Raw genomic sequence first — 21,520 nt, forward strand, 5'->3', positions numbered from 1 at the left:
AAAAATATGAACACATCCATCTCTACCCAACCGCCCCGCCGCAATTTGCTTGCTGCGTTGATTTTCGCAAGCCGTTGGCTGCAACTGCCTATTTATTTGGGCTTGATTGTGGTGCAGGCGATTTATTCGTATAAATTTATCAAGCTGCTTTGGGGCTTAATCACCCATCTAAACACCATGGACGAATCCACCATGATGCTGGCGGTGTTGAATTTGATTGATGTGGTGATGATTGCCAATTTGCTGGTGATGGTGCTGATTGGCGGCTACGAGACGTTCGTGTCGCGCTTGAATGTGGACGACCACCCCGACCAGCCTGAATGGCTGAACCATGTGAATGCTTCGGTGTTGAAAGTGAAGCTGTCGATGGCGATTATCAGCATTTCGTCGATTCATTTGCTGCAAACATTTATCAACGCGGGGCGGCTGTCTGAAAATCAGATGATGTGGCAGTTGCTGCTGCATTTGGCGTTTTTGCTGTCGGCGATTGCGATGGCGTGGACGGATAAAATTGTGTATGGTACGTCGCATCAGGCGCATTGATTGGGGTGTGTATAGGCAGCCTGAAACCTTTGCAAAACTCTAACAGCAGCCTGAAACACAAGAAATGCCGTCATTCCCGCGTAGGCGGGAATCTTGTTTGATATTCAGAAATAATTGTAAAAACAAACCGTTGTTTAAGTTTAACCAAGATTCCCACCTACGCGGGAATGACGGAGAATTTACTGTTTCTTGTTTTATTTTAGGCTTTACAAAGGTTTCAGGCTGCCTTTTATGATGGCTGAATGGGACTGCGGATGGTTGGGTTGCGGTGGGGTGCAGGGGCTTGCCCCTGCTCGTGGTAGGCGGCGAAACGCCTGCTCTGGGAAAAATAGATAAAGGCAGCCTGAAAGTGGAAACGATACTTTCAGGCTGCCTTTTATGCTTGGCACTAGGCGATTTGCGCATCGCGCACATAGGGGTTGCTGCTGTCCCATGCGTAGCCTGCGAGCACGGCGCAGAGCATTTCGCGCGATTCGGGGCTGTGCGATGGGTTGAACACCCAGTCTTGCAGCGAGCCGTTGTACCAGTTGTCTATGCTGGTTTTGAATACTTGTGCGCCGTAGGCTTGGCGGCTGGCGTAGTCGCTTTGCCAATCTACTTTTTCGCCGTCAAATTGGCGGGTGAGCGCTTCTACGGCGAGTTTGGCGGAATACATCGCGCTGCTGATGCCTGATGAGAACACGGGATCTAGAAAGCCTGCTGCGTTGCCGATCAGGGCGAAGCCGTTGCCGTGGTTGTCTTTTACGCCTGCGGAATAGGATGGGATGTAGTGATAGGGGAAGCCGTTGTCCCAGTTGGCTTGGGGCATGATTTTTTGAAACAAGGGGACTTCGCTGAAATATTTTTTCAGCAATTCGGATGCGCCCAGCAGTTTGCCTGCTTCGTCTTCGGCGCGTTTGAAGTATTGGGCTTGCCCCACTAGCCCTACGGAGCTGCGTTGGTTGTCTAGTGGAATCAACCACATCCATATATCGCGGTGTTGGGGGTGGACGGCGATAAGGTTTTTGTTGCGGTCAAATTTGGGGTGGGTTATGCAGTCGTTGATTTGGGTGTGATAGACGTTGTGTTGGGTGATGCCTTGGGTGATTTCCCAGCCGAGCAGGCGGGGCACGGCGCGGAAGTAGCCACTGGCATCAAACACGAAGCGGGCGTGCAGGTCGTATTGGATGCCGCTGTTTTGTTGGATTTTGAGTTGGATGGGCTCGGTGCTGTTGTTCATGCTGATGACGGCTTCGCCGAAGTGAACGTCTGCGCCGTGTTGCTGGGCTTGCAGGATAAGGATGTGGTCAAAACGGGCGCGGTCCACTTGCAGGGCGAAGTTTTTGCCTTTGCCGTGTTTGTGGCGAAAATCAAAGGCGGTGTAGTGGTTTTGATAGGTGAAGGCGATGCCGTTTTTGAGCTGGAAGGGTTCGTTTTCTATGACGTGCAGCACGCCTGCTTCTTCCAACACGTCCATGCCCAGCGGCAATAGGCTTTCGCCGACCACATAGCGGGGGAAGTGTTGTTTTTCTATGACGCAGACGCTGAATCCTTGTTGCCGCAGCAATAAGGCGGCGATTGAGCCTGCCGGCCCTGCGCCGATGATGACGACATCGTATTGTTTTGCCATGATTTCGTTGCCTTTTTTGGGGCGATTTTAGGGATTGGGGGGATTAACGAATTTTAGCATTGATTAACGTTTTCAGGCTGCCTATTGGGCTGCGGCTGTGGGGGATTGAGTGATGGGCGCAACAGTAGGCAGCCTGAAAATAACACGAGTAGAGTGTGTGGCTTTGCCACTCACCATTTAAGCCATGCTAAACGGTGCGCGAGCAAGCTCACACACTCTACTCGCTGATTACTTGATTTGTTTCACTATAAAGCGCAGGGTTGGGGCTTCGCTTGTTTTCAGGCTGCCTTGGGTTGTTGGTGTGTTTATAGCTAATGTGGTTTTCAGGCTGCCTACACCCTATCCTGCGCGCGGCGTTGAAACACCCATTCGTGGTCGTTGGAAGCGGCGGCGTGGTATTGGTAGCCGTCTAGGTCAAAATTTTTGAGCTGTTCGGAGTTTTCAATGGCGTTTTGCGCGGCGTAGCGCACCATTAAGCCGCGTGCGCGTTTGGCGTAGAAGCTGATAATTTTGTATTTGCCGTCTTTTTCGTCTTGAAAAATGGGGGTGATGATGCGGGCGTTGAGTTTTTTGGGGTGGATGGCTTTGAAGTATTCTTGCGATGCTAGGTTGATGACGATGTTGTCTTCGGCGCATTGCAGCGTGTTGTTGAGCCGCTCGGTGATGATGTCGCCCCAAAATTCGTAGAGATTTTTGCCGCGTGGGTTGGCTAGGGCGGTGCCCATTTCTAGGCGATAGGGTTGCATTAAATCCAGCGGGCGCAGGATGCCGTATAGCCCCGATAGGATGCGCACGTGGTTGTGGATGTAGCTGATGTGTTCTTCGGCTAGGCTGCGCGGGGCAATGCCGTCATACACGTCGCCGTTGAACAGATACAGCGCGAGTTTGGCGTTGTCGGGGGTGAAAGGGGGTTGCCAGTTTTGGTTGCGCTCGGCGTTGAGCAGGGCGATTTTGTCGGAAACGTGCATCAGCGTGGCAATTTCTTGCGGGGCGAGTTGGCGCAGGGTGTGCATCAGTTCTTGGGCGTGGTTGAGCAGCGGCGGGGTGGAATAGAATTTAGGGGTGAACTCGTGGCTTTCGTTGAGATTTTTGGCGGGGGAAAGCAGGAAGTACATGGTGTTCCTTTCGGGATTTGTGGGTTATTGTTTGATGGGCGTTTCAGGCTGCCTTACTTGGTGTGATAGGCAGCCTGAAATCTTTGTAAAACCTAAAATAAAACAAAAATGGTCAATTCTCCGTCATTCCCGCGTAGGCGGGAATCTTGGTTGAACTCACACAATATATTGTTTTTACATACATTTCCGAATATCAGACAAGATTCCCGCCTACGCGGGAATGACGGCATTTCTTATTTTTCAGGCTGCTGCTAGGGTTTGCACAGGTTTCAGTCTGAAATCTTTATAAAACCTGTAATCAATGGAGCATTGGCGACAAGCCGCCACCATTCCATTTTTGGTTTCAGGCTGCCTAATGCTCGCCATCAGCGTGGTCGGAGTGGTCTTTTTTATGCGTTTTTTGTTTGGCGAGCTTGGGCAGGATAAAGTGTATTTTCAAGCCGTTGGGCTGCACGTTTTCGGCGATGAGTTTGCCGTGGTGTTGCTCGGCGATGTGTTTGGTAATCGCCAGCCCCAAGCCTGTGCCCGATGTGTTGTTGCTGCTGTCGGCGCGGTAAAACGCAGTAAAGATGTGCGGCAACTGTTCGGGTTTGATGCCCGGTCCGTTGTCAATAATCACGATGTGAATATTGCGGCGGTCTTCGTGCAGGATAACGCGGATGGTGCTGCCTTGCGGGCTGTATTTCATGGCATTGCGGATAACGTTATCAAACGCGCGATACAGATAGCTTTCGTTGGCTTCTAGCTTAGTGGTGTCTTTCAGGCTGCCTGTATCCAGCAACAGGGTGTCGTTGTTTTGCGCGGCAACGTCTTGGCTGTCTTCAATAAGCTGTTGAATAAATGGAACAATTGCCAACGGTTCTTTTTCCATTGGGATGTTGGCGGTTTCCAGCCGCGAGAGCGTGAGCAACTCGCCCACAAGGTCGTCCATGCGGGTGAGCTCGTTTTCCAACCGCGTGATGTATTCGACTTGCTTTTCGGGGCGAGCTTGAATCAGCCCCACAATCGCTTGCATACGGGCAAGTGGCGAGCGCATTTCGTGGGAAACGTGGTGCAGCAGATGGCGTTCTTTGGCAACGAGTTGTTGCAACTGCGCCGCCATTTTGTCAAATTGAATGCCCAAGTTGGAAAGCTCGTCTTTGCGGTCATCAAGCTGTTGCGACACGCGGGCATCCAATTCGCCCGCAGCCAAGCGGTTCATACCGTGCTCCAAAATGCGAATGGGCTTGGAAATATTGCTGGCAAGGATATACGCCAGCAGCAAGCCGACAACCAGCACGCCGCCAAACACGATAAATTCATGCCACACGGGGGCGATGGGCAAACCCGGAATCATAAAGGTGGGCAGGCGTTCTATGCGCGGTTTGTCAAAATTGCGAATGAAAAATAGGTATTCTTCGCCGTAGGGGTCAAGATAAATAAGCGATTGATTGGATGATGGGTTTTTGATGGCAAAATCGTAGGCGTGGGTGATTTCATCGGCGGGGATGGTGCGATTGAGAATGTCTGCCCCCGTGCTGCCTGTGATGATGTAGATATTTTGTGCGGCAGGCATTTGCCAGCGTTGCAACAGCTCGCGCGTGGCTTGCGTGCCTTGGGTTTGAAAGGTTACCAGCGCGTTGGCGAGCAAAGCGGTTTCCATGTTGCGGGCTTGCTGGCTGTGGGTTTCGGACAGGCGATTTTGGATGACCCAAAAGGCAAAGCTGGCAACAAAAATGCCGCAAATGATGACCATGCAAAAGGTGGCGAAAATGCGTTGAAAGAGTTTCATGGCGATGGTTGGGCTGATTGGTTTATGGGCGGAATTATATAGGCAGCCTGAAAATGCCAAAAGCCCTTGCGGGCAAACAAGGGCTGAGCGGATAACCATTTTCAGGCTGCTTTTGAGTTGGACAATGGACGGTTCTAAATATATTGCACCGTCAAAATATCATACTCGCGCACGCCGCTGGGGGCTTGCACTTCGGCAACGTCGCCTTCTTCCTTGCCAATCATGGCGCGGGCGATGGGCGAGTTCACCGAAATTTTGCCTGTTTTGATGTCGGCTTCATCGTCGCCCACGATTTGATAAGTGGCTTCTTCGTCCGTTTCTAAATCGGACACGGTTACGGTTGCGCCAAACACGATTTTGCCTTCGGCGTGGATTTCGGTGGGGTCAATGATTTGCGCGTGCGACAGCTTGCTTTCTAGCTCGGCGATGCGCCCTTCAATAAAGCCTTGGCGGTCTTTGGCGGCTTCGTATTCGGCGTTTTCGGACAAATCGCCGTGCGAGCGCGCCTCAGCGATGGCGGCAATGACTTCGGGGCGGGCAACGCTTTTGAGCTGTTGTAATTCAGCTTTGAGCTTTTCTGCGCCTGCAACGGTTAAAGGGATTTTTTGCATATTGGGCTACTCCGATGAGATTTTTGCTTTTCAGGCTGCCTTGGGGAACGCGATAAGGCAGCCTGAAAACGTATTTTGTTAATAAAATTTTGCTAATAAATAAAAAGGCAAGCCACATTTGGATAATGCGGCTTGCGGGGTAAATCTGTGGGGCGCATTGTACCAAATGCGCGATTTATTGCAATGGTTTCATATCCATAAATTCCAACAGGAAGTTGGTGAACGCAGGGTTGTTGGGTTTTTCGTGCATGGACGACCAACGTTGTTGCCAGCCTTTGAGCGCGTTTTCCACATAGGCGCGTTGCTGCTGCGCGGTGATGCTGCCGCGTTGGTTGTCCACAGCGGAGCGCAGATACACTTCATACACGCTGTCGTCCACATTATTATGCCCCACCAAATCTAGGCGGAAGCGGTTTAAATGCTGCGCGGCTTGCACTTTGGTGAGCTTGCCTTCGCGCACTTGTGAGCCAAGGCGATTGGCTTCGGCGCGGATTTTTGCTACATCGGAATAATGACTGGATTTGAGCTTGAAGCCTGCGGAAGAAACGCTGTTGGATGGCGTGCTCACGCTGTTAAATCCGCTTTGGCACGCGCTTAACGCGATGGCGAGTAGGCTTAATGCGAAGGCTTTTTTTATCATGGCGATGCTCCGAGTTAAGTTTTGTTGGCGTGGAATATTAACCTATTTTTGCAATGGCGCAAAGTTTTGCGGGCGATGTTGCATGGCTAAACAGCTTTCAGGCTGCCTTTGGCGGGGGCAATATAGGCAGCCTGAAACCTAAGAACCTGTATTCACTATTTCCATAGACATCTTTTATGCCCTAAAAACGTGGCTACTGCGTTAAAAATGCTCGCAAGGTGTCCAACCTTGCTGTGCTTTTTGCCTTGTATCCGCGCTTTTATTTCATAAAATCTGCCTATGGAAATAGTGAATACAGGTTCTAAAATTGGAGCGGCGACGGCTCGTCGCCCAAATGTTTAATGGAATTTTACTGGTTGGCAAGATGTCGGCGAGCCGCCGACGTTCCATCGCTTGCTGGTTTTGCCAAGATTTCAGTTTGAAAAGATTATGACAGGTTAAATCGCCTTGCCCCATTGCACAACCCAAAGGCAGCCTGAAACCAGTAAAGCACGTTTTCAGGCTGCCTTTGAACTTGGCTATTTATGGATAAACCATTTATAGATAAACCATTTATGGATAAAGCGCATTACGCCAAATCGGCATAAAGTGCGGTAGAAAGATAGCGTTCGCCAAAATCAGGCAACACGGTAACAATCAATTTGCCTGCGTTTTCGGGTTTTTTCGCCAATTCCAACGCTGCCCATGCGGCTGCGCCTGATGAAATGCCTGCCAAGATGCCTTCTTTTTCGGCAAGGGCGCGGGCGGTGGCGAGCGCGTCTTCGTTGGTTACGGTCAGCACGTTGCCATAGATTTGGGTGTTCAAAATGCTGGGCACAAAGCCTGCGCCCAAGCCTTGAATCACATGCGCGCCTTTTTCGCCGCCGCTTAACACGGGCGAATTGGCGGGTTCTACGGCGTAGATTTGCACGTTGGGATTGCGCGCTTTCAACACTTCGCCCACGCCTGTGAGCGTGCCGCCTGTGCCCACGCCTGCTAGGAAGATGTCCACTTTGCCATCGGTGTCGCGCCAGATTTCTTCGGCGGTGGTTTGGCGGTGGATTTCGGGGTTGGCGGGGTTGTCAAACTGGCGGGGCATGAAGTGGGTGTCGGGGTTGTTTTTCACCAATTCTTCGGCTTTGGCGATTGCGCCGCTCATGCCTTCGGCGGCGGGGGTTAGGATGAGTTCCGCGCCGTAAGCCCGCAGCAGCATTCTGCGCTCTTTGCTCATGCTTTCGGGCATGATGATGACGAGTTTGTAGCCTTTGGCGGCGCACACCATCGCCAAGCCAATGCCTGTGTTGCCTGATGTGGCTTCCACGATGGTGCTGCCTGCTTTGATTTTGCCTGTTTTCTCGGCGTTTTCCACCATTGCAATGGCGATGCGGTCTTTCACGCTGCCTGCGGGGTTAAAAAATTCCAGCTTCACCGCCACGCGGGCAGGCAAGCCTTGCGTTAGGTGGTTAAGCTGAACAAGCGGCGTGTTGCCGATTAGGGCGTTGATGTTTGCTGCGATGGCCATGATTGCGTCCTTTGGTTGGTTTTGCAAAATTGCGATTGGGCTATGTTACGGGGGAATAGGGGGAAAATAAAAGAATTTCTGTTACTTTGTTTTATAACTGGGCGATATAATACTGCGCTTTTTTTGGCTATATTATTCGGTCGGCGGTCGGGTTCTCAAATCCGGCATTTGTTTGGCTGATTTAGGCAGCCTGAAAATGGTTTGCACGATTGCTGTATGCTTTTCAGGCTGCCTACTATTATTGCCTGCCGATATTCGCTCGCATTATTTCACACAAGGCAGCCTGAAAACGATTTCATCCAATTATTTCGTTTCAGGCTGCCGCAACAAGGTCTCGTTATGAACAATCGCCCGCTCTATTCTCTTTGGTCTGCGCAAGCCGCTTGGTGCGCGTTGATTGCGCTCACGCTGCTGTGGGATTGGGCGTTTGCGCCGTTGCACACGGGGCGGGCGTTGCTGCTGATTAAGCTGTTGCCCCTGCTGCTGCCGTTGCGCGGGATTTTGCGCGGGCGGGTGTACACCTATCAATATGGTTCTATGCTGATTTTGGCGTATTTTTGCGAGAGCGTGATGCGTTGGTTTGACCCCACGCCGTTAAGCCGTGCGCTGGCGGGTGTGGAAACCGCGCTTTCGGTGGTGTTTTTTGTGTGTTGTTTGTTGTATTTAAAACAGTTTAAAAATTAAAAAGAAGGATTAGGCGCATGGATGTGTCTCAACGCAATGCTTTGTTTGCCCGCGAAACGCTGCCGCTGTGGCTGGGCTTGTTTTTGATTGTGGTGGCGGTGCCGTTTTCCATTATGCGTGTTGGGCCGTTGCCCAGCTTTTTTTTGGAAGCGGGGTCGCTGCTGGGCTGTTTGGCTTTGCTGGCTTTGACTTTGTTTTCAGGCTGCCTGAAAGCCCGCCCGCCCGCTGCATCGTATTATTTTATGGCATTGGCGGTGTTTTGGGCGGCGCAAGCACGCATCATGCAGCTTGCTTATGTTGGCATGAGCGACATGGCGGCGTGGACGTTTGCCATACTGGCGTTGCTGTGCTGGGCGTGTCGCGGCTGGATGGTGCGTTTGGGCACGGAGCGGGCGGTGTCTATTTTGGCGGGGGTGCTGCTGCTCGGCGCGGTGCTGCAAGCGGCGGTGGGCTGGCTGCAATATGCGGATTTGGCGGGCAAGTTTCACGGCGTGCTGATGTATCGCAAGGGCATTGTGGAAGGGCAGCTTGCCCAGCGCAATCATTTTGCCCATTATTTGATGTGGGGCGTTCTGGCGGCGGGTTGGCTTTGGGCGCAACGGCGTTTGGCGTGGTTTGTTGCTGTGCCGTTGATGCTGTTTGTGGCGGCGACCATGGGCTTAACAGGCTCGCGCACGATTTTTGGCTATGTGCTGGCGATGCTGATGTTGTTGCCGCTGTATCGCCTGTTTTCAGGCTGCCTAAGCACGCGCACGGTGTGGGGCTTGGGCTTGGCGGCGGCGCTGGTGCTGCTGGGGCAATTTGCCGTTGAGCCTGTGTTGGATTTATTCCGCGAAGGCACAATTACCAGCGCAGCAGACCGCATCAGCAGCGGCTCGCAAATCGCAGGCTCGGGGCGCGGCTACGAATGGCAAAAAGCGTGGCAAATCTTCCTATCTGCGCCGTGGTTTGGCTATGGCTGGGGCAGCTATCCGCTGTATGGCTTCTTAACCAATGTTTACCCCACCACCTTCCGCCCCTACGAAACCGATGTGCTGTTTACCCATAGCCACAATTCTTTTCTCAACCTGCTTGCCGAAATGGGCATCGTAGGCACAGCCTTGGTTTTATTGGGCATGGTTTGGGCGATTCGCGGCTGTTTTCAACGGCAAAACGCGCCCGCAGGCGTGTTTATGCTTGCGCTTATCGCTGTTTCATTGGTGCACAGCACGCTGGAATATCCGCTTTGGTACATCTATTTGCTCAGCATTTTCGCCCTGTTTCTCGGCTTTGCGCCTGCATCCGCCAAAGCATCCGCCCAGCCTGCATTAGGCAGCCTGAAAATCATCTACGCCGCCACCGCCTCGGCAACCGTGCTATTGAGCGCAGGCATTGTGTACATGGCAACCGTGTATCAAGATTTGCGCCAATTCTCCGATGGCAGCAATGATGCCGTGCAGCAAGCCAAAAACATCGCAGGCTTGCAACGCATCGCCCGCCACAACGCCATGCTGCGCTACTACGCCCATTTTCAGCTCATCAGCCATTTTGACCCCAGCAGCGCAACCGTGCCGCAATGGGCAGCAGAAGCCGCCCAATCGCTGCAATACCGACCCTATGCCAACGCCCAACGCTACGCCTTCGCCGCCTACCGCGCAGGCAACATTCAGGCTGCCCGCGATTGGATGATGCTGATGTATCACTACTACCCCACCAAATTCTCCGCCTATTCCAGCCCGATTATGGAAAGCCCGTATTACCCGCAGCTGCAAGCCGATTTCACCGCCCAATGCCGCGCCTACTACGCCAGCGTAGAGCAAATCCCCATTTGCGCCCAAGCCAAGCCAGCCAAGCCCGAGATTGAAGATGTGTTGCACAATATGCGAGCGATGCGCGGTAGCCGCGCTTTTAGGGCATAAAAGATGCCTATGAGAATAGTGAATACAGGTTCTAAGATTTTCAATCCCCTTAATTCATCAAAATCACAAATAAATTTGGGATAATCATTATTTCCACCCCCGTTTTTAAGGAAACCATCATGGCAAAAAGAAAGCCTGCAGCCTTGGTGTATCAACTGCATATCCGTTTAATGGATTCGCAGCCTGATATTTGGCGCAGACTATTAGTGCCCGCCCATTTTGATTTGCAAGATTTGCACTACGTTATCCAAAACGCTTTTGAATGGAATCACGAACATTTATTCCAATTCTGCCAAAACGCTCCTTGGGGATATGCCATATATCCCCCCAAGGATGAAGATGGGCTAATTGTTGAACCCGATGACAACGGCGAATACCCACCCGCCCCGCCATTAAGCGAAGTGTTAAAAGTGGGCGAAAGCCTGTTTTATGTTTACGATTTTGGCGGCAATTGGGAGCACGAAATCTATTGCGAAGCCCTGATGGTTAAGCCACCCAAAACGCGCCTGCCTTGTTGTATTGATGGCGCAAACCAAGCCGCATTTGAAAATTGCGGCGGCGTGTATGGCTATGCCCACATCCTAGAAATATTGTCCAACCGCGATAATTCCGACTATAAAGAAGCATTAGCCGAGCTCACTGAGTATTACACCAAGCGGATTTTAAAATACGACCCCACCGCCTTTGACCCGAAAAAAGTAAAACTTTAACTGCTGCCCAACCATGCACCGCCTTTTTCCCTACCTTGAAAAAATCCATCGTGGCAAACCCATTAATTATCCCGTTTTTGCCAAGCTCTGCCGCCAAGAAAAAGTGTTCGGCTTAGACAAAATATTCAAAGCTGAACACGAAAGCGGGCAGCGGTATCGGGTGCAAATTCTCGATGACAACCAGTTCAACGAACTGCTGCTGCGTTTTGCCGACAGCGGCAGCCGTGTGGCGGCGGCGCAGGCGGGCGACAGCCATCGGGAAAACACGGGCGCGTCGTATCTGCTGCGGCGTTCTGCGCCCTTGTGGCAGCCTGAATTGGTGTGGCTGCCCGCAGACGGGGCAACGCCTGCTGCGGCGGCTCGGTCGGCGGTGGTGTTGGAAAATCTGGAAAATTTTTATCATTTGGACAAAATGTCTGCGCTGCTACGCCGATGGCAGCCTGAAAACGATTTTACGGCGGCAGACTGGCTGTTTGGCGCGGGCAACCAAATCAGCAATGCGCTGAACCGCGCGTATCTGGTGCAGTATGGCGCGATGTATTGCCTGTTTGACTGGGACATCGGCGGTTTGCAGATTTTCCGCAACCTGCAAACCATGCTGCCCCAAACCGCCGTGCGTTTTGTTTTGCCGCCCGAGCCTGCGGAATATTTAATGAAGTCAAACCGTCTGCTTAATACGCAGCAGCGCAGTAAGCTGGCGGACTTGGGCGGAATGTCGCCTGAAACCGACCGCCTGATTGCGGCAATGCGACGCACGGGCAGGAGTTTGGAGCAGGAAATTTATTTGATTGAGGAGCCATAATGCAAACTTTATTTGAGTATTTTTCCGAGCGTTTTGTGTTGAAAAAACTGGTGTTTGTAAACAGCGCGGGGCATTGTTTTACCGAGATTGACATCGACCGCCATCTGGCGGTGTTCGGGCAGAACAACAAGGGCAAAACTTCAATACTCAACGCGCTGAAACTGTTTCTGCTGCCCGAGGAAAACCTGAAAGACTGCAAAAATAAGTTTGCTTTCCGCGATTCCAAAGGCGGTTTTTACAGCGGCGGCGAGAGCCACCGCCATTATTTTCCCGACGATTTTTCCTTTATCGTGCTGGAAGCCGCAAACCGCCACGGCGTGTTTTGCCAAATCCTGTATCGCAACAAAAACGAGCATGGCTACGGGCGTGTGCTGCTGGCACAACCGTTTGATGAAATAAGATATTTGTTTTGGAACACGCAAAGCAGCCTGAATGACGGCTTGGGCGAAAAAGCCGCCGATGCTTCGCTGAAAACGATGTTGGACACGCTGAAAAAACTGGGCGGCGAGACGGTGGCGGACAAAAAAGACATCCGCCAAAAGCTGTTTAACGAGGGCGAATACAGCATCGAGGAAGGTCAGTTTTGCATTTTGCCGTTTGCAGGCGGCGGAAACGAGCGCGAAATCAAAGCATTCCGCAATCTGTTCCAGCTTGCCTACGACATTGGTGCGAATGAAAAACGCACGCTGCCCGATGCGGCGGCTGCGGTGTTGGAGGGCGAAAAACAACGGGCAAACGAGCGTTTGGACAGCGATTTGCAGGACATTTTGTCCGAAGAAAAAGAATTAATTGCCGAACGCGATTATTTGCAAGATTGTGCCAACCAGCAGGCAAACTGGCACAGCCTATACCAATTACGCGAGAGTACGCAGCGGCAGGCATTGGCAGCGGCGCAGGGTTATACCGATTTTGCGGCGGCACTGTTGCAGGCGCAGCAGAATGCGGGCGGCGAAATGCGGCAGTTGCAGGCGCGCAAGCAAACGCTGTTGGAAGCGAAAACCGCCGCCGAAAACCGCAAAGGCAGCCTGAAAACGGAAAAAGACAAACAGTCGGGCATATTGGGTGAGCGGGAACAGCATTATCAAAAAGCCAAAGAAACGGTAAACCGTGCCACCGCCGTGTGCGAGCGTTATCCCAATTGGACGCTGGACAAAATCAAAGAAACGCTGGATGCGGAAAAACGCCGTTTGCAGCAGCAATCCGAAAGCCTGCAAAGCATAGAAACCGCGCGGCGGGATTTTCAGGCTGCCTTACAACGGCGCAAGCAGGCGGAAACGGATATCAAAAAGATTGAAAACCAGCTGGCGCAAAACCGCGACTGCCTGCCCGATTTTCTGCCCGATGCGCACAGCCGCAATGTGTTGGGCAGCCTGAACGCCAATTTCAACACCTTGTCGGTGCAGCCCGATGCCGAAGCAAAACAGCGTATTAGCGAGTTTGCCGCGCTGTTTGCCGAGCAAAACGGCGGGCTGGCTTTTTTGGGCGAAACCATGCCGAAAACGCCGTTTCAGGTTTACAACAAAGCGCAACAGCAGGAATTGCTGCAACAGAATTTGAGTGAAGCAAAGCAGCGTTACGAAACCGCCAACCAAAAAATGGACACTTTATCCGCCGCGCTTTCGGGCAGCCCTGAAAATCTGGCTGCTGAACAAAAAGCCTGCCAGCGCGAACTGGCGCGGGTGGAAGACGAACTCAAACTCATCATGCTGTGGGACAGCAATCAGGCGCAATGCGAAGATACATGTCGTCTGAAAGACGAAACGGCGGCACGTTTGGAAGAATTATCGCTGCAATACGACAGCGCGGCGCAGGCGGCGGATACTGCCAAACAAGAGTTTGACGAGCATTTGGCGTTGCTGTACGAAGTGGAAGAGCGGCACAAAAACCATCGGCGGCTGCAAGAGCGGCTGAACGCCTGCCAACAGCAGCGCGGCAGCGAATTGGGCGGATTGTCTGCTACTTTGCTGCCCGAGCCGTGCCAAGCGGCAGAAGGCAGCCTGAAAGCGGTGGAAACCGCGTTTGCCGAGTGGCGCAGGCTGCAAACCGAGCGCGATGCGCTGTTGCAGCAGATGCTGAAATCGGGCGTGTTGCGCGATGGGCAGTTTGTTGATTTTTCGTATAAAACCGAGTTCGTGCCTGATGAGTTTGACAACTGCTACACCGCCCTGCAAACCCTGTACAACAATCTGGAATCCGAGCAGCGCAATTTTGACCACCGTCTTGCCGCCCACACCAAACACGCGCTGATTCGTGTGCAGGAATTGGAAGATGCCGCCAAGCAAATCCGCGAATTTGAACGCGAAATCAATCAGGAATTTTGTAACCACCGCATTTCCGATTTGGAAGAAATCCGCGTCTCTTTCAGGCTGCATCCGAATTTTGAACAGCTTTTAAACAAGCTGGGCAATATTGACCGCGTTTCGGGCAATGGTTTGGACAAAAATTTCTACGAGCTTATCCGCCAGTTTACCCAAGCGTTTTTTGACAATAACAGCGGCCGCAGCACGCTGGATATGGCGGGCATTATTCAGGAGGTCGGCTACACCTGCCGCAAAAAGGGCGAAGACAAGGCCACCTCCACCAGCCAATCCACCGGCACCAACACCATGATTAACTGCCTGCTGTTTTCCACCCTGCTCAACCGCCTGATGCGCCGTTCCACCGCGCTGACCATGCCGCTGGTGTTGGACGAAATGGACAAATTGGACGGCGAAAACCTATCCGAGTTTGTCAAAATTGCCGAAAAGCATCATTTTGCCGTATTCGGCACCTGCCCCGATCTCACGCCCAAAGTGATGGCGGCGGTGAGCAATTATCTGAATTTGGAATATTTTTCCGCCGAATACCCCTACAACGCCCGCAACACCATTCTCTACCACAGCGGCGCGGAACGGTTGATAACTGACGGAGACGCGCCATGAAAGTAAACGCCGATGCCGTGCTGCTGATGCTGATTCAGCGCAAAGCGTTCTTTTTCAGGCTGCTGGACGAAATGGACAAGCACCACGACACCCTGCCGCTGCCGTTTTACAAACAAGCGTTTTTCCACGAGTTGAACCAGATTTCAGACGGCCTCGAACGCGAAAAATTCCAAAACGCGATGCAGCCTGAAAACCTGTATGACGCGGGTTTGCTGGTGAGTTTGGACCATCACGCAGGCAGCCTGAAATGGCAGGGCTTCGTCAGCGAAATGTTCCGCCACCTTGACCGCGCCCGCCTGCGCCGCCTGACCGACCCCGAGCTGCAACAGTTCCGCGAGCGCATTTTTTCGCTGGCAGACAAATTGTCCGCATTGGAAAACCAAGTCGGCAGCGCGCAATGGAACGACACCGTGCGCCCTGCTTTTGACACGCTGCACGAAATCCACGCCCGCATCCGCGAAAACACCGAATCGCTGCGCCACCGCGCCGAACACCTTGCCGAAATCGTGGACGGCAGCGACCTTGCCGATGCCGCCGACAGCGAAAAAAGCCGCGCCGCGCTCGATGAAATCGGCAGCATCTACCGCCGCAGCATCCTGCCGTTGTTAGAATTTCTCAACCAAGACGAAGACATCAAAGACGGCAAAACCCCAATGGGCGGCATCGATGCTATTGCCGATTTGTTTTCGCGTACCGGTCAGCACGCCCACGCCCGCCGCGTGCTGCTGGTTAAAAACGGCATCCGCAGCTTCTATAAAGACATCTACCGCATCAGGCAGGATATGGAACGCTATGTGCGCCAAAGCGAAACCATGCGCCGCCAGTACGATGCCGTCGAAACCTTGTACAACCGCCTGCGCCAAGCCGTTGGAACGCTGCAAGACGGCAGACTGCGTGGCAGCAAAATCTCGTTTCAGGCTGCCTTGTCGCACCCCTTTCCCCATTTTGTCCTGCACAAACCCCATTACGACAAACCCATCAACTGGCAGCAGGGCAGCGAAGCGGCGCGGTTTGCCGAACACCTGCGCGTGCAGCTTGACCGCACCGAGCCGCCCCAAACCAATATCCGCGTAGCAAGGCAGCCTGAAAACAGCATACAGGCATTAAAACAGCGGCAGCACGAAAGCCGTCTGAAACAGCTTGTCCGCCAATACCGCGTGCCCGTTTCAGACGACCTGCACCGCAGCCTGCACGATTATCTGCAACACCGCCTGCCCGACTACACCTTGGCCGATTTGTCCAACGCATTAAGCTGGCTGCGCATCCTACACCACGTCCGCCCCGTGCCCGTATTTGGGCTGAAAAGCCTACATCACCGCCACCAAACCCTGCACTACCACGCACTCAGCAACGAGGTCAGACATGATTGATACCAAACGCAGCCAACAAATCTACGACATCCTTATCAACGGCAAAATCCTCAACCGCCGCCGCTACGACCCGATACGCAACAGTTTTGCCGAAGACGAACTGTTCCAAGAACTCTCGTCCCAATATGAAAGCGAAAACGGCTACCGTGCCCTGTATCAGCGCATCGGCTGCGAACTCGTGCTGCGCCCCGACTACGCCTACCTCAAAGAACACAGCGCAGAAGACGACAAAAGCAGCCAAACCGCCACCGCCATCCAAGCCCTGCTCACCGTAATGGCGAAAACCGCCCTGTCGCGCAATTACCGCTTTGAGCTGCTCACCGCCGCCGAAGCAGGATTCAGACGCGAACTGGCCGAAGCCGCCGACCAAGACCCCGAAATGCGCCGCATCCTCGCCGCCTGCCACTGCAACAACGCACCGCTGTGGAACGAAATCAACCGCCTGCTGCTGCGCCGCAATATCGTTTTTGAAAACGCACGCGGCAATTTTGTGCTGACCGATGCAGGGCGGGATTTTTTTGAAGAATTGTTTGCCCAAGCGGAAAATGCTGCGCCATTAGAATAAATCAACAATCAGCGAGTAGGGTGTGTGAGCTTGCTCACGCACCGTTTAGCAATGCTTCATAGTGCGCGACTCATACCGTTTTATTTTTAAGAAAGAAAACCCATGAACCTTACCCTCGAACAAGCCCAACAGCGCATCAACGAAATCCAAACTCTCTACCGCCAATGGCTGCAACTTTTGCCACAGCTTGAAGCCGCGCAACAGCAATGGCAGCAGGCGGCGCAGATTATGGCAGAGCTGGACAAGTTTTATGCCACCGAATATATGGAATACATGGATGCTGTGGCAGATGGTTTGCCCGTGTCGCTGCGCACCGAAGGCGAATACAGCGTGTTGAGCGAAGACGCGCTGTTTGACGCGTTCGCCGACTACACCCGCCTTGCGTGGCAGCAGCTGCGCGATGCCACCGCCGCGCTTGACCCTGAAAACCGCGTGTAAGGCAGCCTGAAACCGTACAAACCGCACAGCCAAACGAAACAACAAAGCAAAAACAACACCATCATACAATCCCATTTCAGGCAGCCTGAAAACTATGCGATAATCCGCCCCCATTCCAAACCTATTCAACAAGAGACACAATCATGGCAGAAAAAAAATCCGACAAAAACACCGATAAACCAGTTGACAAAGCCACCGCGCTCAAAGCCGCCCTTGCCCAAATTGAAAAAAGTTTCGGCAAAGGCGCGATTATGAAAATGGACGGCAGCACCCCGCAAGAAGAGCTGCAAGTCATCTCCACAGGCTCGCTGGGACTTGACCTTGCCCTAGGCGTAGGCGGCTTGCCACGCGGGCGCATCGTAGAAATTTTTGGCCCAGAATCATCAGGCAAAACCACGCTTTGCCTAGAAACCATCGCCCAATGCCAAAAAATGGGCGGTGTGTGCGCCTTTATTGATGCCGAAAACGCCTTTGACCCCGTTTACGCCCGCAAACTCGGCGTAAAAGTGGAAGATTTGATGGTGTCACAGCCCGACACGGGCGAACAAGGGCTAGAAATCTGCGATATGCTGGTGCGTTCAGGCGGCGTGGACATGGTGGTGATTGACTCCGTTGCCGCGCTGGTACCCGAAGCTGAAATTGAGGGCGACATGGGCGACAGCCACGTTGGCTTGCAAGCCCGCCTGATGAGCCAAGCCCTGCGCAAGCTCACAGGACACATCAAAAAAACCAACACGCTGGTGGTGTTCATCAACCAACTCCGCATGAAAATTGGCGTGATGTTTGGCAACCCTGAAACCACCACAGGCGGCAACGCGCTGAAATTCTATTCATCTGTGCGCATAGACATTCGCGGCACAACGCAAATCAAACCCGCAGGCAAAGACAAAGATAAAGACGAAATGCCCATCGGCAAAGAAACCAAAGTGAAAGTGGTGAAAAACAAAGTTGCGCCACCTTTCCGCACCGCCGAATTTGACATCCTTTACGGCGAGGGCATCAGCTGGGAGGGCGAATTGATTGATTTGGGCGACAAATACGGCATCATTGAAAAATCAGGCGCATGGTACAGTTACAACGGCAACAAAATCGGACAAGGCAAAGAAAACGTGCGCATCTGGTTGAAAGAAAACCCAGAAATCGCCAACGAAATCGCCGCTAAAATCCGCGCCGAAGGCTTGGTGAACCCCATCATCACCGAAGGCGTGTTGGATGAAACCGATGGCGAAATGCCTGACGAAGAATAATCGGCAAAGTTAGATAGCTAGATAGGCAGCCTGAAAACAAGATAGTGCGTTTTAGCTACGCTGAAACTCACTTCGCTCGTTTTCAGGCTGCCTTGTATATTTGAAGCTCCACAAGGGGCATCATATCTGACAGTATCTTAGGCAACAAGCCATTATACACCGCAAGGCTGATAGCCCCTTACTTAAACGAGTTAAGGGGCTTTTATCATGTATGAAGACAGCGCAAGAAGATACAGAAACAAAGACGATGCAAGAGTAGTTGAAATTGACTTGCAAATTATTGTTGATGAATATAGAAAAAAAGTGGAGTTGTTAGAAAAGCTAATAGCTAAAAATTCACACAACTTGACAGCATATTCAACATGGGGCTTAGAAAACGATATTTTATTAGTTATTCATCTACTTATTGACCAAAGCCTAGTGGATAACCACTATTTCAAACAACTAGAAGCACTAAAAGACAAAGTATATGCCATTAAAGCCAAGCTAGCAGGAAACGAAAGGTAATGCTATGAACATTGACCTATCCATCCAAATCAAACGCAACGCCGAAAACCAAAACTACCAGCTAAACATGCTGGTAATTAACCCAAGAAACACAGGCGTAATGGAAACCAATATTTGTCAAACACTCGCCGAAGTTTGCGAAAAAATCGCCCAATTTGAAGCCAAGCATCTAAACGTTTTTGAGCACGCGATTGAGTACGAAAAAACCGACTGGCGGCAACTTGCAAGGCAAAACCAACAAAATGCAAAGAGAGCAGCAAAATGAACACCTGCGAAATTACCCAAAACCAACAAGGCACATTTGATTTATACATCAACGGTCAATTCATCCGCAGCTACACACGCAAAGCCGATGCAAAACGCGGATTTTCACGTCTAGCCAAACAAAGCACAGAAACAACAGAAGTTTCAGATACAGCGGCAAGCGTTTGCGACGGCGAGGCAGCAAACAGCCGTCAGGCGGTTGCGGACACGCAGGCGCAAAACGCCCCCGCTAGTAACACGGGGGGACAAACTGGCGCAGCTCGTGAAGCGGCGGACAAAGGCAGCAACGCCAAAAAGTCCACCCTACGCGCCCACAGTACCAAAACAAGTCAGTTCGTCATGGTAAACGGCAAACTCAAAGAAATTCCACTACGGCAAGGCAACGAAACCGCAGCCCATATAGACACACTCACCTTCACCTTTACCCAAGATGTACTGGTTGAACCCGATTTACCCATAGACGACCAACACCCCGACAACATTCAGCAACTTGCCGTAAAACTTTCCGAACTTATGCAAACCCTAATGGGTTTCGGCATCTATCAACAAAAAAACGGCATCAACGGCTACAAATATAGCTTTGTCATGGGCACAAACACAGCCAAGTACGGCGTAATCGCTTTTGGCGGTCTCAATCAAAAAGACAGCGTCATGATACACCTATATGGCGACGGCTTAACCGCAGCCCAAGACGGCTGGGAAAACCGCCTATATAGCTGGCTAGAAGTATTCGCCCCCTTTGCCAAAATCACCCGCATAGACTTAGCCCACGACTTCATCAACGGCGAATTCACCCCCGACCAAGCCAAAATCGCATGGGAAAGCGGCGGTTTTGACAACAAAGGACAACACCCAAGAGCAAGGCTACACGGCTACGACTGGCTAGACGACAAACGCACAGGCAAAACCTTTTACGTAGGCACACCCAACAGCAGCCGCATGGTGCGCGTTTACGACAAAGGTTGTGAACAAGGCGACAACAGCAGCCCATGGGTGCGCTTTGAATTACAGCTCCGCAACCGAGATTACATCATCCCACATGATATTTTAATCAGCGCAGGCAGCTACCTAACCGCCGCCTATCCCATCTGCCAAGACCTATTCAGTCGGTTTCGCGAACAACTCAAAAAAGCCGAGCGCATCAAAAAAACCGAAATGATTAACCTAGAACACGTTTTAAAGTACGCAAGCCAAGCATGCAGCCCCTGTATTAACGCACTGGAACAGTTTGGCTTTGACGACGAAGAAATCAAAGTTTTGCTGAAAGGGGGCAAAACCAAACTCCCCAAACGCCTAGGCGCAGACAAACACGACTGCCGCCAAGCCAACGTCCAATACATCCACCAAATGAAAACCATAGCCCAACAGCACAATACCGAAGTGCAAAGTTACATGAAAGAAATAAGCGAAAGAGAACGGCAAGCAAAATTCCATCAACGAATGGACAAGCTAGCCGAACAAGCCAAGCTATTCCGAATGCAGCAAGCCTTTGATAACAGCTGGCAGGCAGCATGGCATAAACAACTTTAACCAACCGCCAAGAAAGGGCAACCCATGAAAACACAACTTCGCAAAGTTAAATTCAACAAAGGCACAGTAGAAGGTTCAGGACAAGAATATGACTACACACGCATTTACGTAGAAATTCCTGTCTACGAACAGCAACAAAAAGAGTTTGGCGTAGATGTTTTAGAGCTGGAATACGGCACAGAAGCCGACCACATCAAACTCGCCCACCTACGCGGCAAACTTCCCTGTCCCGTAGAAGTAGAGTTTACGCCGGTTAAAAAAGGCAACGGCATGATAAACGTCGTAACCAAGCTAGAAATACTGGGTCAAGCAGCCATGAGTAGCCAAGACAAAGCCAAAGGCTAGCATTTCAGGCAGCCTAAAAGTTTATCGCGTGCAGGGCGGTCGCGCGAATAAAAGCCCCACTAACCGCCCACTTCTTAAAAATAGGTCAATGCCATGAGTGATTATTCAGATTATTCAAGCGATGAGCTCCTAAGTATTCGTGATTCTTTATTGGCAGAAGCCGATGAATTGCTTGAACAACTAATTCTACTTAAAGGACAAAATGCAGACTCTCAACAGATTGATGATGTAACAACGCAGATGTACGACAAAATGACTGCGGCTCAAGATGTGGAAGATGAAATGTATTCTAGGGGAGATTTAGAACATGAGTATGATGAAGCATTAGATGACGAAGAATTTAGAGAACAGCTTATTGATTTAGGCTTAATTGATGAAGATTACGACGGTGATTATTCAGAGTTCTATCCAGATTAGAAAAGCAGAAAAGGAAATACCATGAGCATGAA

24 protein-coding genes are annotated in these 21,520 nt (G+C 51.6%); 15 read left to right on the forward strand and 9 right to left on the reverse strand.

The genetic code is table 11. The features are described from left to right. The first annotated feature begins 6 nt into the window (after positions 1-6). Positions 7-543, forward strand: a complete 537-nt coding sequence (locus tag Q4A85_RS00500; RefSeq protein ID WP_303106995.1) for a TIGR00645 family protein — start codon at positions 7-9, stop codon at positions 541-543. Positions 544-749: 206 nt separating this feature from the next. On the opposite strand, the gene Q4A85_RS00505 is transcribed toward Q4A85_RS00500, so the two are convergent. From Q4A85_RS00505 to cysK, 9 genes are all read right to left on the reverse strand, one after another. Then, complete coding sequence (locus tag Q4A85_RS00505; protein WP_303106996.1) at positions 750-932, reverse strand: hypothetical protein; 183 nt, start codon at positions 930-932, stop codon at positions 750-752. Continuing rightward, positions 932-2,152, reverse strand: a complete 1,221-nt coding sequence (locus Q4A85_RS00510) for an NAD(P)/FAD-dependent oxidoreductase (protein WP_303106997.1) — start codon at positions 2,150-2,152, stop codon at positions 932-934. The genes Q4A85_RS00505 and Q4A85_RS00510 overlap by 1 nt, the downstream gene beginning before the upstream one ends. Before the next feature lie 332 nt (positions 2,153-2,484). After that, positions 2,485-3,267, reverse strand: coding sequence for a peroxide stress protein YaaA (gene yaaA / locus Q4A85_RS00515; protein ID WP_303106999.1), 783 nt, complete (start codon positions 3,265-3,267; stop codon positions 2,485-2,487). Positions 3,268-3,507: 240 nt separating this feature from the next. Then, positions 3,508-3,633, reverse strand: coding sequence for a hypothetical protein (locus Q4A85_RS00520; protein ID WP_303107000.1), 126 nt, complete (start codon positions 3,631-3,633; stop codon positions 3,508-3,510). Further along, positions 3,620-5,038, reverse strand: coding sequence for an ATP-binding protein (locus Q4A85_RS00525; protein ID WP_303107102.1), 1,419 nt, complete (start codon positions 5,036-5,038; stop codon positions 3,620-3,622). Before Q4A85_RS00525 ends, Q4A85_RS00520 begins: the two co-directional genes overlap by 14 nt. A gap of 134 nt (positions 5,039-5,172) precedes the next feature. Then, positions 5,173-5,649 (reverse strand): transcription elongation factor GreA, encoded by a 477-nt coding sequence (greA, locus tag Q4A85_RS00530; RefSeq protein WP_303107001.1) that lies wholly within the window; start codon positions 5,647-5,649, stop codon positions 5,173-5,175. A 175-nt stretch (positions 5,650-5,824) separates the two neighbouring features. Further along, positions 5,825-6,289: a hypothetical protein gene (locus tag Q4A85_RS00535; RefSeq protein ID WP_303107002.1), complete on the reverse strand. Its 465-nt coding sequence runs from the start codon at positions 6,287-6,289 to the stop codon at positions 5,825-5,827. A 264-nt stretch (positions 6,290-6,553) separates the two neighbouring features. Further along, complete coding sequence (locus Q4A85_RS00540; RefSeq protein ID WP_303107004.1) at positions 6,554-6,679, reverse strand: hypothetical protein; 126 nt, start codon at positions 6,677-6,679, stop codon at positions 6,554-6,556. 178 nt (positions 6,680-6,857) lie between these two features. Further along, complete coding sequence (gene cysK, locus Q4A85_RS00545) at positions 6,858-7,790, reverse strand: cysteine synthase A (protein WP_303107006.1); 933 nt, start codon at positions 7,788-7,790, stop codon at positions 6,858-6,860. A gap of 201 nt (positions 7,791-7,991) precedes the next feature. On the opposite strand from cysK, the gene Q4A85_RS00550 reads away from it, so the two are divergent. The 14 genes from Q4A85_RS00550 to Q4A85_RS00615 all read left to right on the forward strand — a co-directional run bounded on the left by Q4A85_RS00550 (position 7,992) and on the right by Q4A85_RS00615 (position 21,488). Next, on the forward strand, positions 7,992-8,474 hold the full coding sequence (locus Q4A85_RS00550; protein WP_368500158.1) for a DUF2069 domain-containing protein: 483 nt from the start codon (positions 7,992-7,994) through the stop codon (positions 8,472-8,474). A 17-nt stretch (positions 8,475-8,491) separates the two neighbouring features. Next, entirely contained in the window at positions 8,492-10,372 is a 1,881-nt protein-coding gene (locus Q4A85_RS00555) for a PglL family O-oligosaccharyltransferase (RefSeq protein ID WP_303107007.1), read from the forward strand. 119 nt (positions 10,373-10,491) lie between these two features. Continuing rightward, a complete protein-coding gene (locus tag Q4A85_RS00560; RefSeq protein ID WP_303107008.1) occupies positions 10,492-11,082 on the forward strand; it encodes a plasmid pRiA4b ORF-3 family protein in 591 nt (196 codons plus the stop codon). Positions 11,083-11,095: 13 nt separating this feature from the next. Further along, a complete protein-coding gene (locus Q4A85_RS00565; RefSeq protein ID WP_303107010.1) occupies positions 11,096-11,884 on the forward strand; it encodes a hypothetical protein in 789 nt (262 codons plus the stop codon). Further along, a complete protein-coding gene (locus Q4A85_RS00570) occupies positions 11,884-14,805 on the forward strand; it encodes a hypothetical protein (RefSeq protein ID WP_303107011.1) in 2,922 nt (973 codons plus the stop codon). Before Q4A85_RS00565 ends, Q4A85_RS00570 begins: the two co-directional genes overlap by 1 nt. Then, positions 14,802-16,175, forward strand: a complete 1,374-nt coding sequence (locus tag Q4A85_RS00575; protein ID WP_303107012.1) for a hypothetical protein — start codon at positions 14,802-14,804, stop codon at positions 16,173-16,175. The genes Q4A85_RS00570 and Q4A85_RS00575 overlap by 4 nt, the downstream gene beginning before the upstream one ends. After that, positions 16,168-16,740, forward strand: a complete 573-nt coding sequence (locus tag Q4A85_RS00580; protein ID WP_303107013.1) for a hypothetical protein — start codon at positions 16,168-16,170, stop codon at positions 16,738-16,740. Before Q4A85_RS00575 ends, Q4A85_RS00580 begins: the two co-directional genes overlap by 8 nt. A 102-nt stretch (positions 16,741-16,842) precedes the next feature. Continuing rightward, entirely contained in the window at positions 16,843-17,178 is a 336-nt protein-coding gene (locus tag Q4A85_RS00585) for a DUF4298 domain-containing protein (protein ID WP_303107015.1), read from the forward strand. 143 nt (positions 17,179-17,321) lie between these two features. Then, entirely contained in the window at positions 17,322-18,425 is a 1,104-nt protein-coding gene (gene recA / locus Q4A85_RS00590; protein WP_303107016.1) for a recombinase RecA, read from the forward strand. Between the two features lie 207 nt (positions 18,426-18,632). Further along, the gene (locus Q4A85_RS00595) at positions 18,633-18,932 is read left to right on the forward strand and encodes a hypothetical protein (RefSeq protein ID WP_303107017.1); all 300 of its coding nucleotides are present in this window, start codon (positions 18,633-18,635) and stop codon (positions 18,930-18,932) included. Between the two features lie 4 nt (positions 18,933-18,936). After that, positions 18,937-19,197, forward strand: coding sequence for a hypothetical protein (locus Q4A85_RS00600; RefSeq protein ID WP_303107018.1), 261 nt, complete (start codon positions 18,937-18,939; stop codon positions 19,195-19,197). After that, positions 19,194-20,726 (forward strand): replication initiation factor domain-containing protein, encoded by a 1,533-nt coding sequence (locus Q4A85_RS00605; RefSeq protein ID WP_303107019.1) that lies wholly within the window; start codon positions 19,194-19,196, stop codon positions 20,724-20,726. Before Q4A85_RS00600 ends, Q4A85_RS00605 begins: the two co-directional genes overlap by 4 nt. Before the next feature lie 24 nt (positions 20,727-20,750). Next, positions 20,751-21,071: a hypothetical protein gene (locus tag Q4A85_RS00610; RefSeq protein ID WP_303107021.1), complete on the forward strand. Its 321-nt coding sequence runs from the start codon at positions 20,751-20,753 to the stop codon at positions 21,069-21,071. A gap of 93 nt (positions 21,072-21,164) precedes the next feature. Next, positions 21,165-21,488 (forward strand): hypothetical protein, encoded by a 324-nt coding sequence (locus Q4A85_RS00615; protein ID WP_303107023.1) that lies wholly within the window; start codon positions 21,165-21,167, stop codon positions 21,486-21,488. Positions 21,489-21,520 lie beyond the last annotated feature (32 nt).

Origin of the sequence: Kingella sp. (in: b-proteobacteria) (genome assembly GCF_030527935.1) — a bacterium.
Taxonomy (GTDB): Bacteria; Pseudomonadota; Gammaproteobacteria; order Burkholderiales; family Neisseriaceae; genus Kingella_B.

Excerpts from the sequence above, each read along its gene's own strand:
- Q4A85_RS00500 (WP_303106995.1), top strand. The coding sequence starts at position 7 with ATGAACACATCCATCTCTACCCAACCGCCCCGCCGCAATTTGCTTGCT.
- Q4A85_RS00510 (WP_303106997.1), bottom strand. The coding sequence starts at position 2,152 with ATGGCAAAACAATACGATGTCGTCATCATCGGCGCAGGGCCGGCAGGC.
- yaaA (WP_303106999.1), bottom strand. The coding sequence starts at position 3,267 with ATGTACTTCCTGCTTTCCCCCGCCAAAAATCTCAACGAAAGCCACGAG.
- Q4A85_RS00520 (WP_303107000.1), bottom strand. The coding sequence starts at position 3,633 with ATGGCGAGCATTAGGCAGCCTGAAACCAAAAATGGAATGGTGGCGGCT.
- Q4A85_RS00525 (WP_303107102.1), bottom strand. The coding sequence starts at position 5,038 with ATGAAACTCTTTCAACGCATTTTCGCCACCTTTTGCATGGTCATCATT.
- greA (WP_303107001.1), bottom strand. The coding sequence starts at position 5,649 with ATGCAAAAAATCCCTTTAACCGTTGCAGGCGCAGAAAAGCTCAAAGCT.
- Q4A85_RS00535 (WP_303107002.1), bottom strand. The coding sequence starts at position 6,289 with ATGATAAAAAAAGCCTTCGCATTAAGCCTACTCGCCATCGCGTTAAGC.
- Q4A85_RS00540 (WP_303107004.1), bottom strand. The coding sequence starts at position 6,679 with ATGGAACGTCGGCGGCTCGCCGACATCTTGCCAACCAGTAAAATTCCA.
- cysK (WP_303107006.1), bottom strand. The coding sequence starts at position 7,790 with ATGGCCATCGCAGCAAACATCAACGCCCTAATCGGCAACACGCCGCTT.
- Q4A85_RS00555 (WP_303107007.1), top strand. The coding sequence starts at position 8,492 with ATGGATGTGTCTCAACGCAATGCTTTGTTTGCCCGCGAAACGCTGCCG.
- Q4A85_RS00560 (WP_303107008.1), top strand. The coding sequence starts at position 10,492 with ATGGCAAAAAGAAAGCCTGCAGCCTTGGTGTATCAACTGCATATCCGT.
- Q4A85_RS00565 (WP_303107010.1), top strand. The coding sequence starts at position 11,096 with ATGCACCGCCTTTTTCCCTACCTTGAAAAAATCCATCGTGGCAAACCC.
- Q4A85_RS00570 (WP_303107011.1), top strand. The coding sequence starts at position 11,884 with ATGCAAACTTTATTTGAGTATTTTTCCGAGCGTTTTGTGTTGAAAAAA.
- Q4A85_RS00575 (WP_303107012.1), top strand. The coding sequence starts at position 14,802 with ATGAAAGTAAACGCCGATGCCGTGCTGCTGATGCTGATTCAGCGCAAA.
- Q4A85_RS00580 (WP_303107013.1), top strand. The coding sequence starts at position 16,168 with ATGATTGATACCAAACGCAGCCAACAAATCTACGACATCCTTATCAAC.
- Q4A85_RS00585 (WP_303107015.1), top strand. The coding sequence starts at position 16,843 with ATGAACCTTACCCTCGAACAAGCCCAACAGCGCATCAACGAAATCCAA.
- recA (WP_303107016.1), top strand. The coding sequence starts at position 17,322 with ATGGCAGAAAAAAAATCCGACAAAAACACCGATAAACCAGTTGACAAA.
- Q4A85_RS00595 (WP_303107017.1), top strand. The coding sequence starts at position 18,633 with ATGTATGAAGACAGCGCAAGAAGATACAGAAACAAAGACGATGCAAGA.
- Q4A85_RS00600 (WP_303107018.1), top strand. The coding sequence starts at position 18,937 with ATGAACATTGACCTATCCATCCAAATCAAACGCAACGCCGAAAACCAA.
- Q4A85_RS00605 (WP_303107019.1), top strand. The coding sequence starts at position 19,194 with ATGAACACCTGCGAAATTACCCAAAACCAACAAGGCACATTTGATTTA.
- Q4A85_RS00610 (WP_303107021.1), top strand. The coding sequence starts at position 20,751 with ATGAAAACACAACTTCGCAAAGTTAAATTCAACAAAGGCACAGTAGAA.
- Q4A85_RS00615 (WP_303107023.1), top strand. The coding sequence starts at position 21,165 with ATGAGTGATTATTCAGATTATTCAAGCGATGAGCTCCTAAGTATTCGT.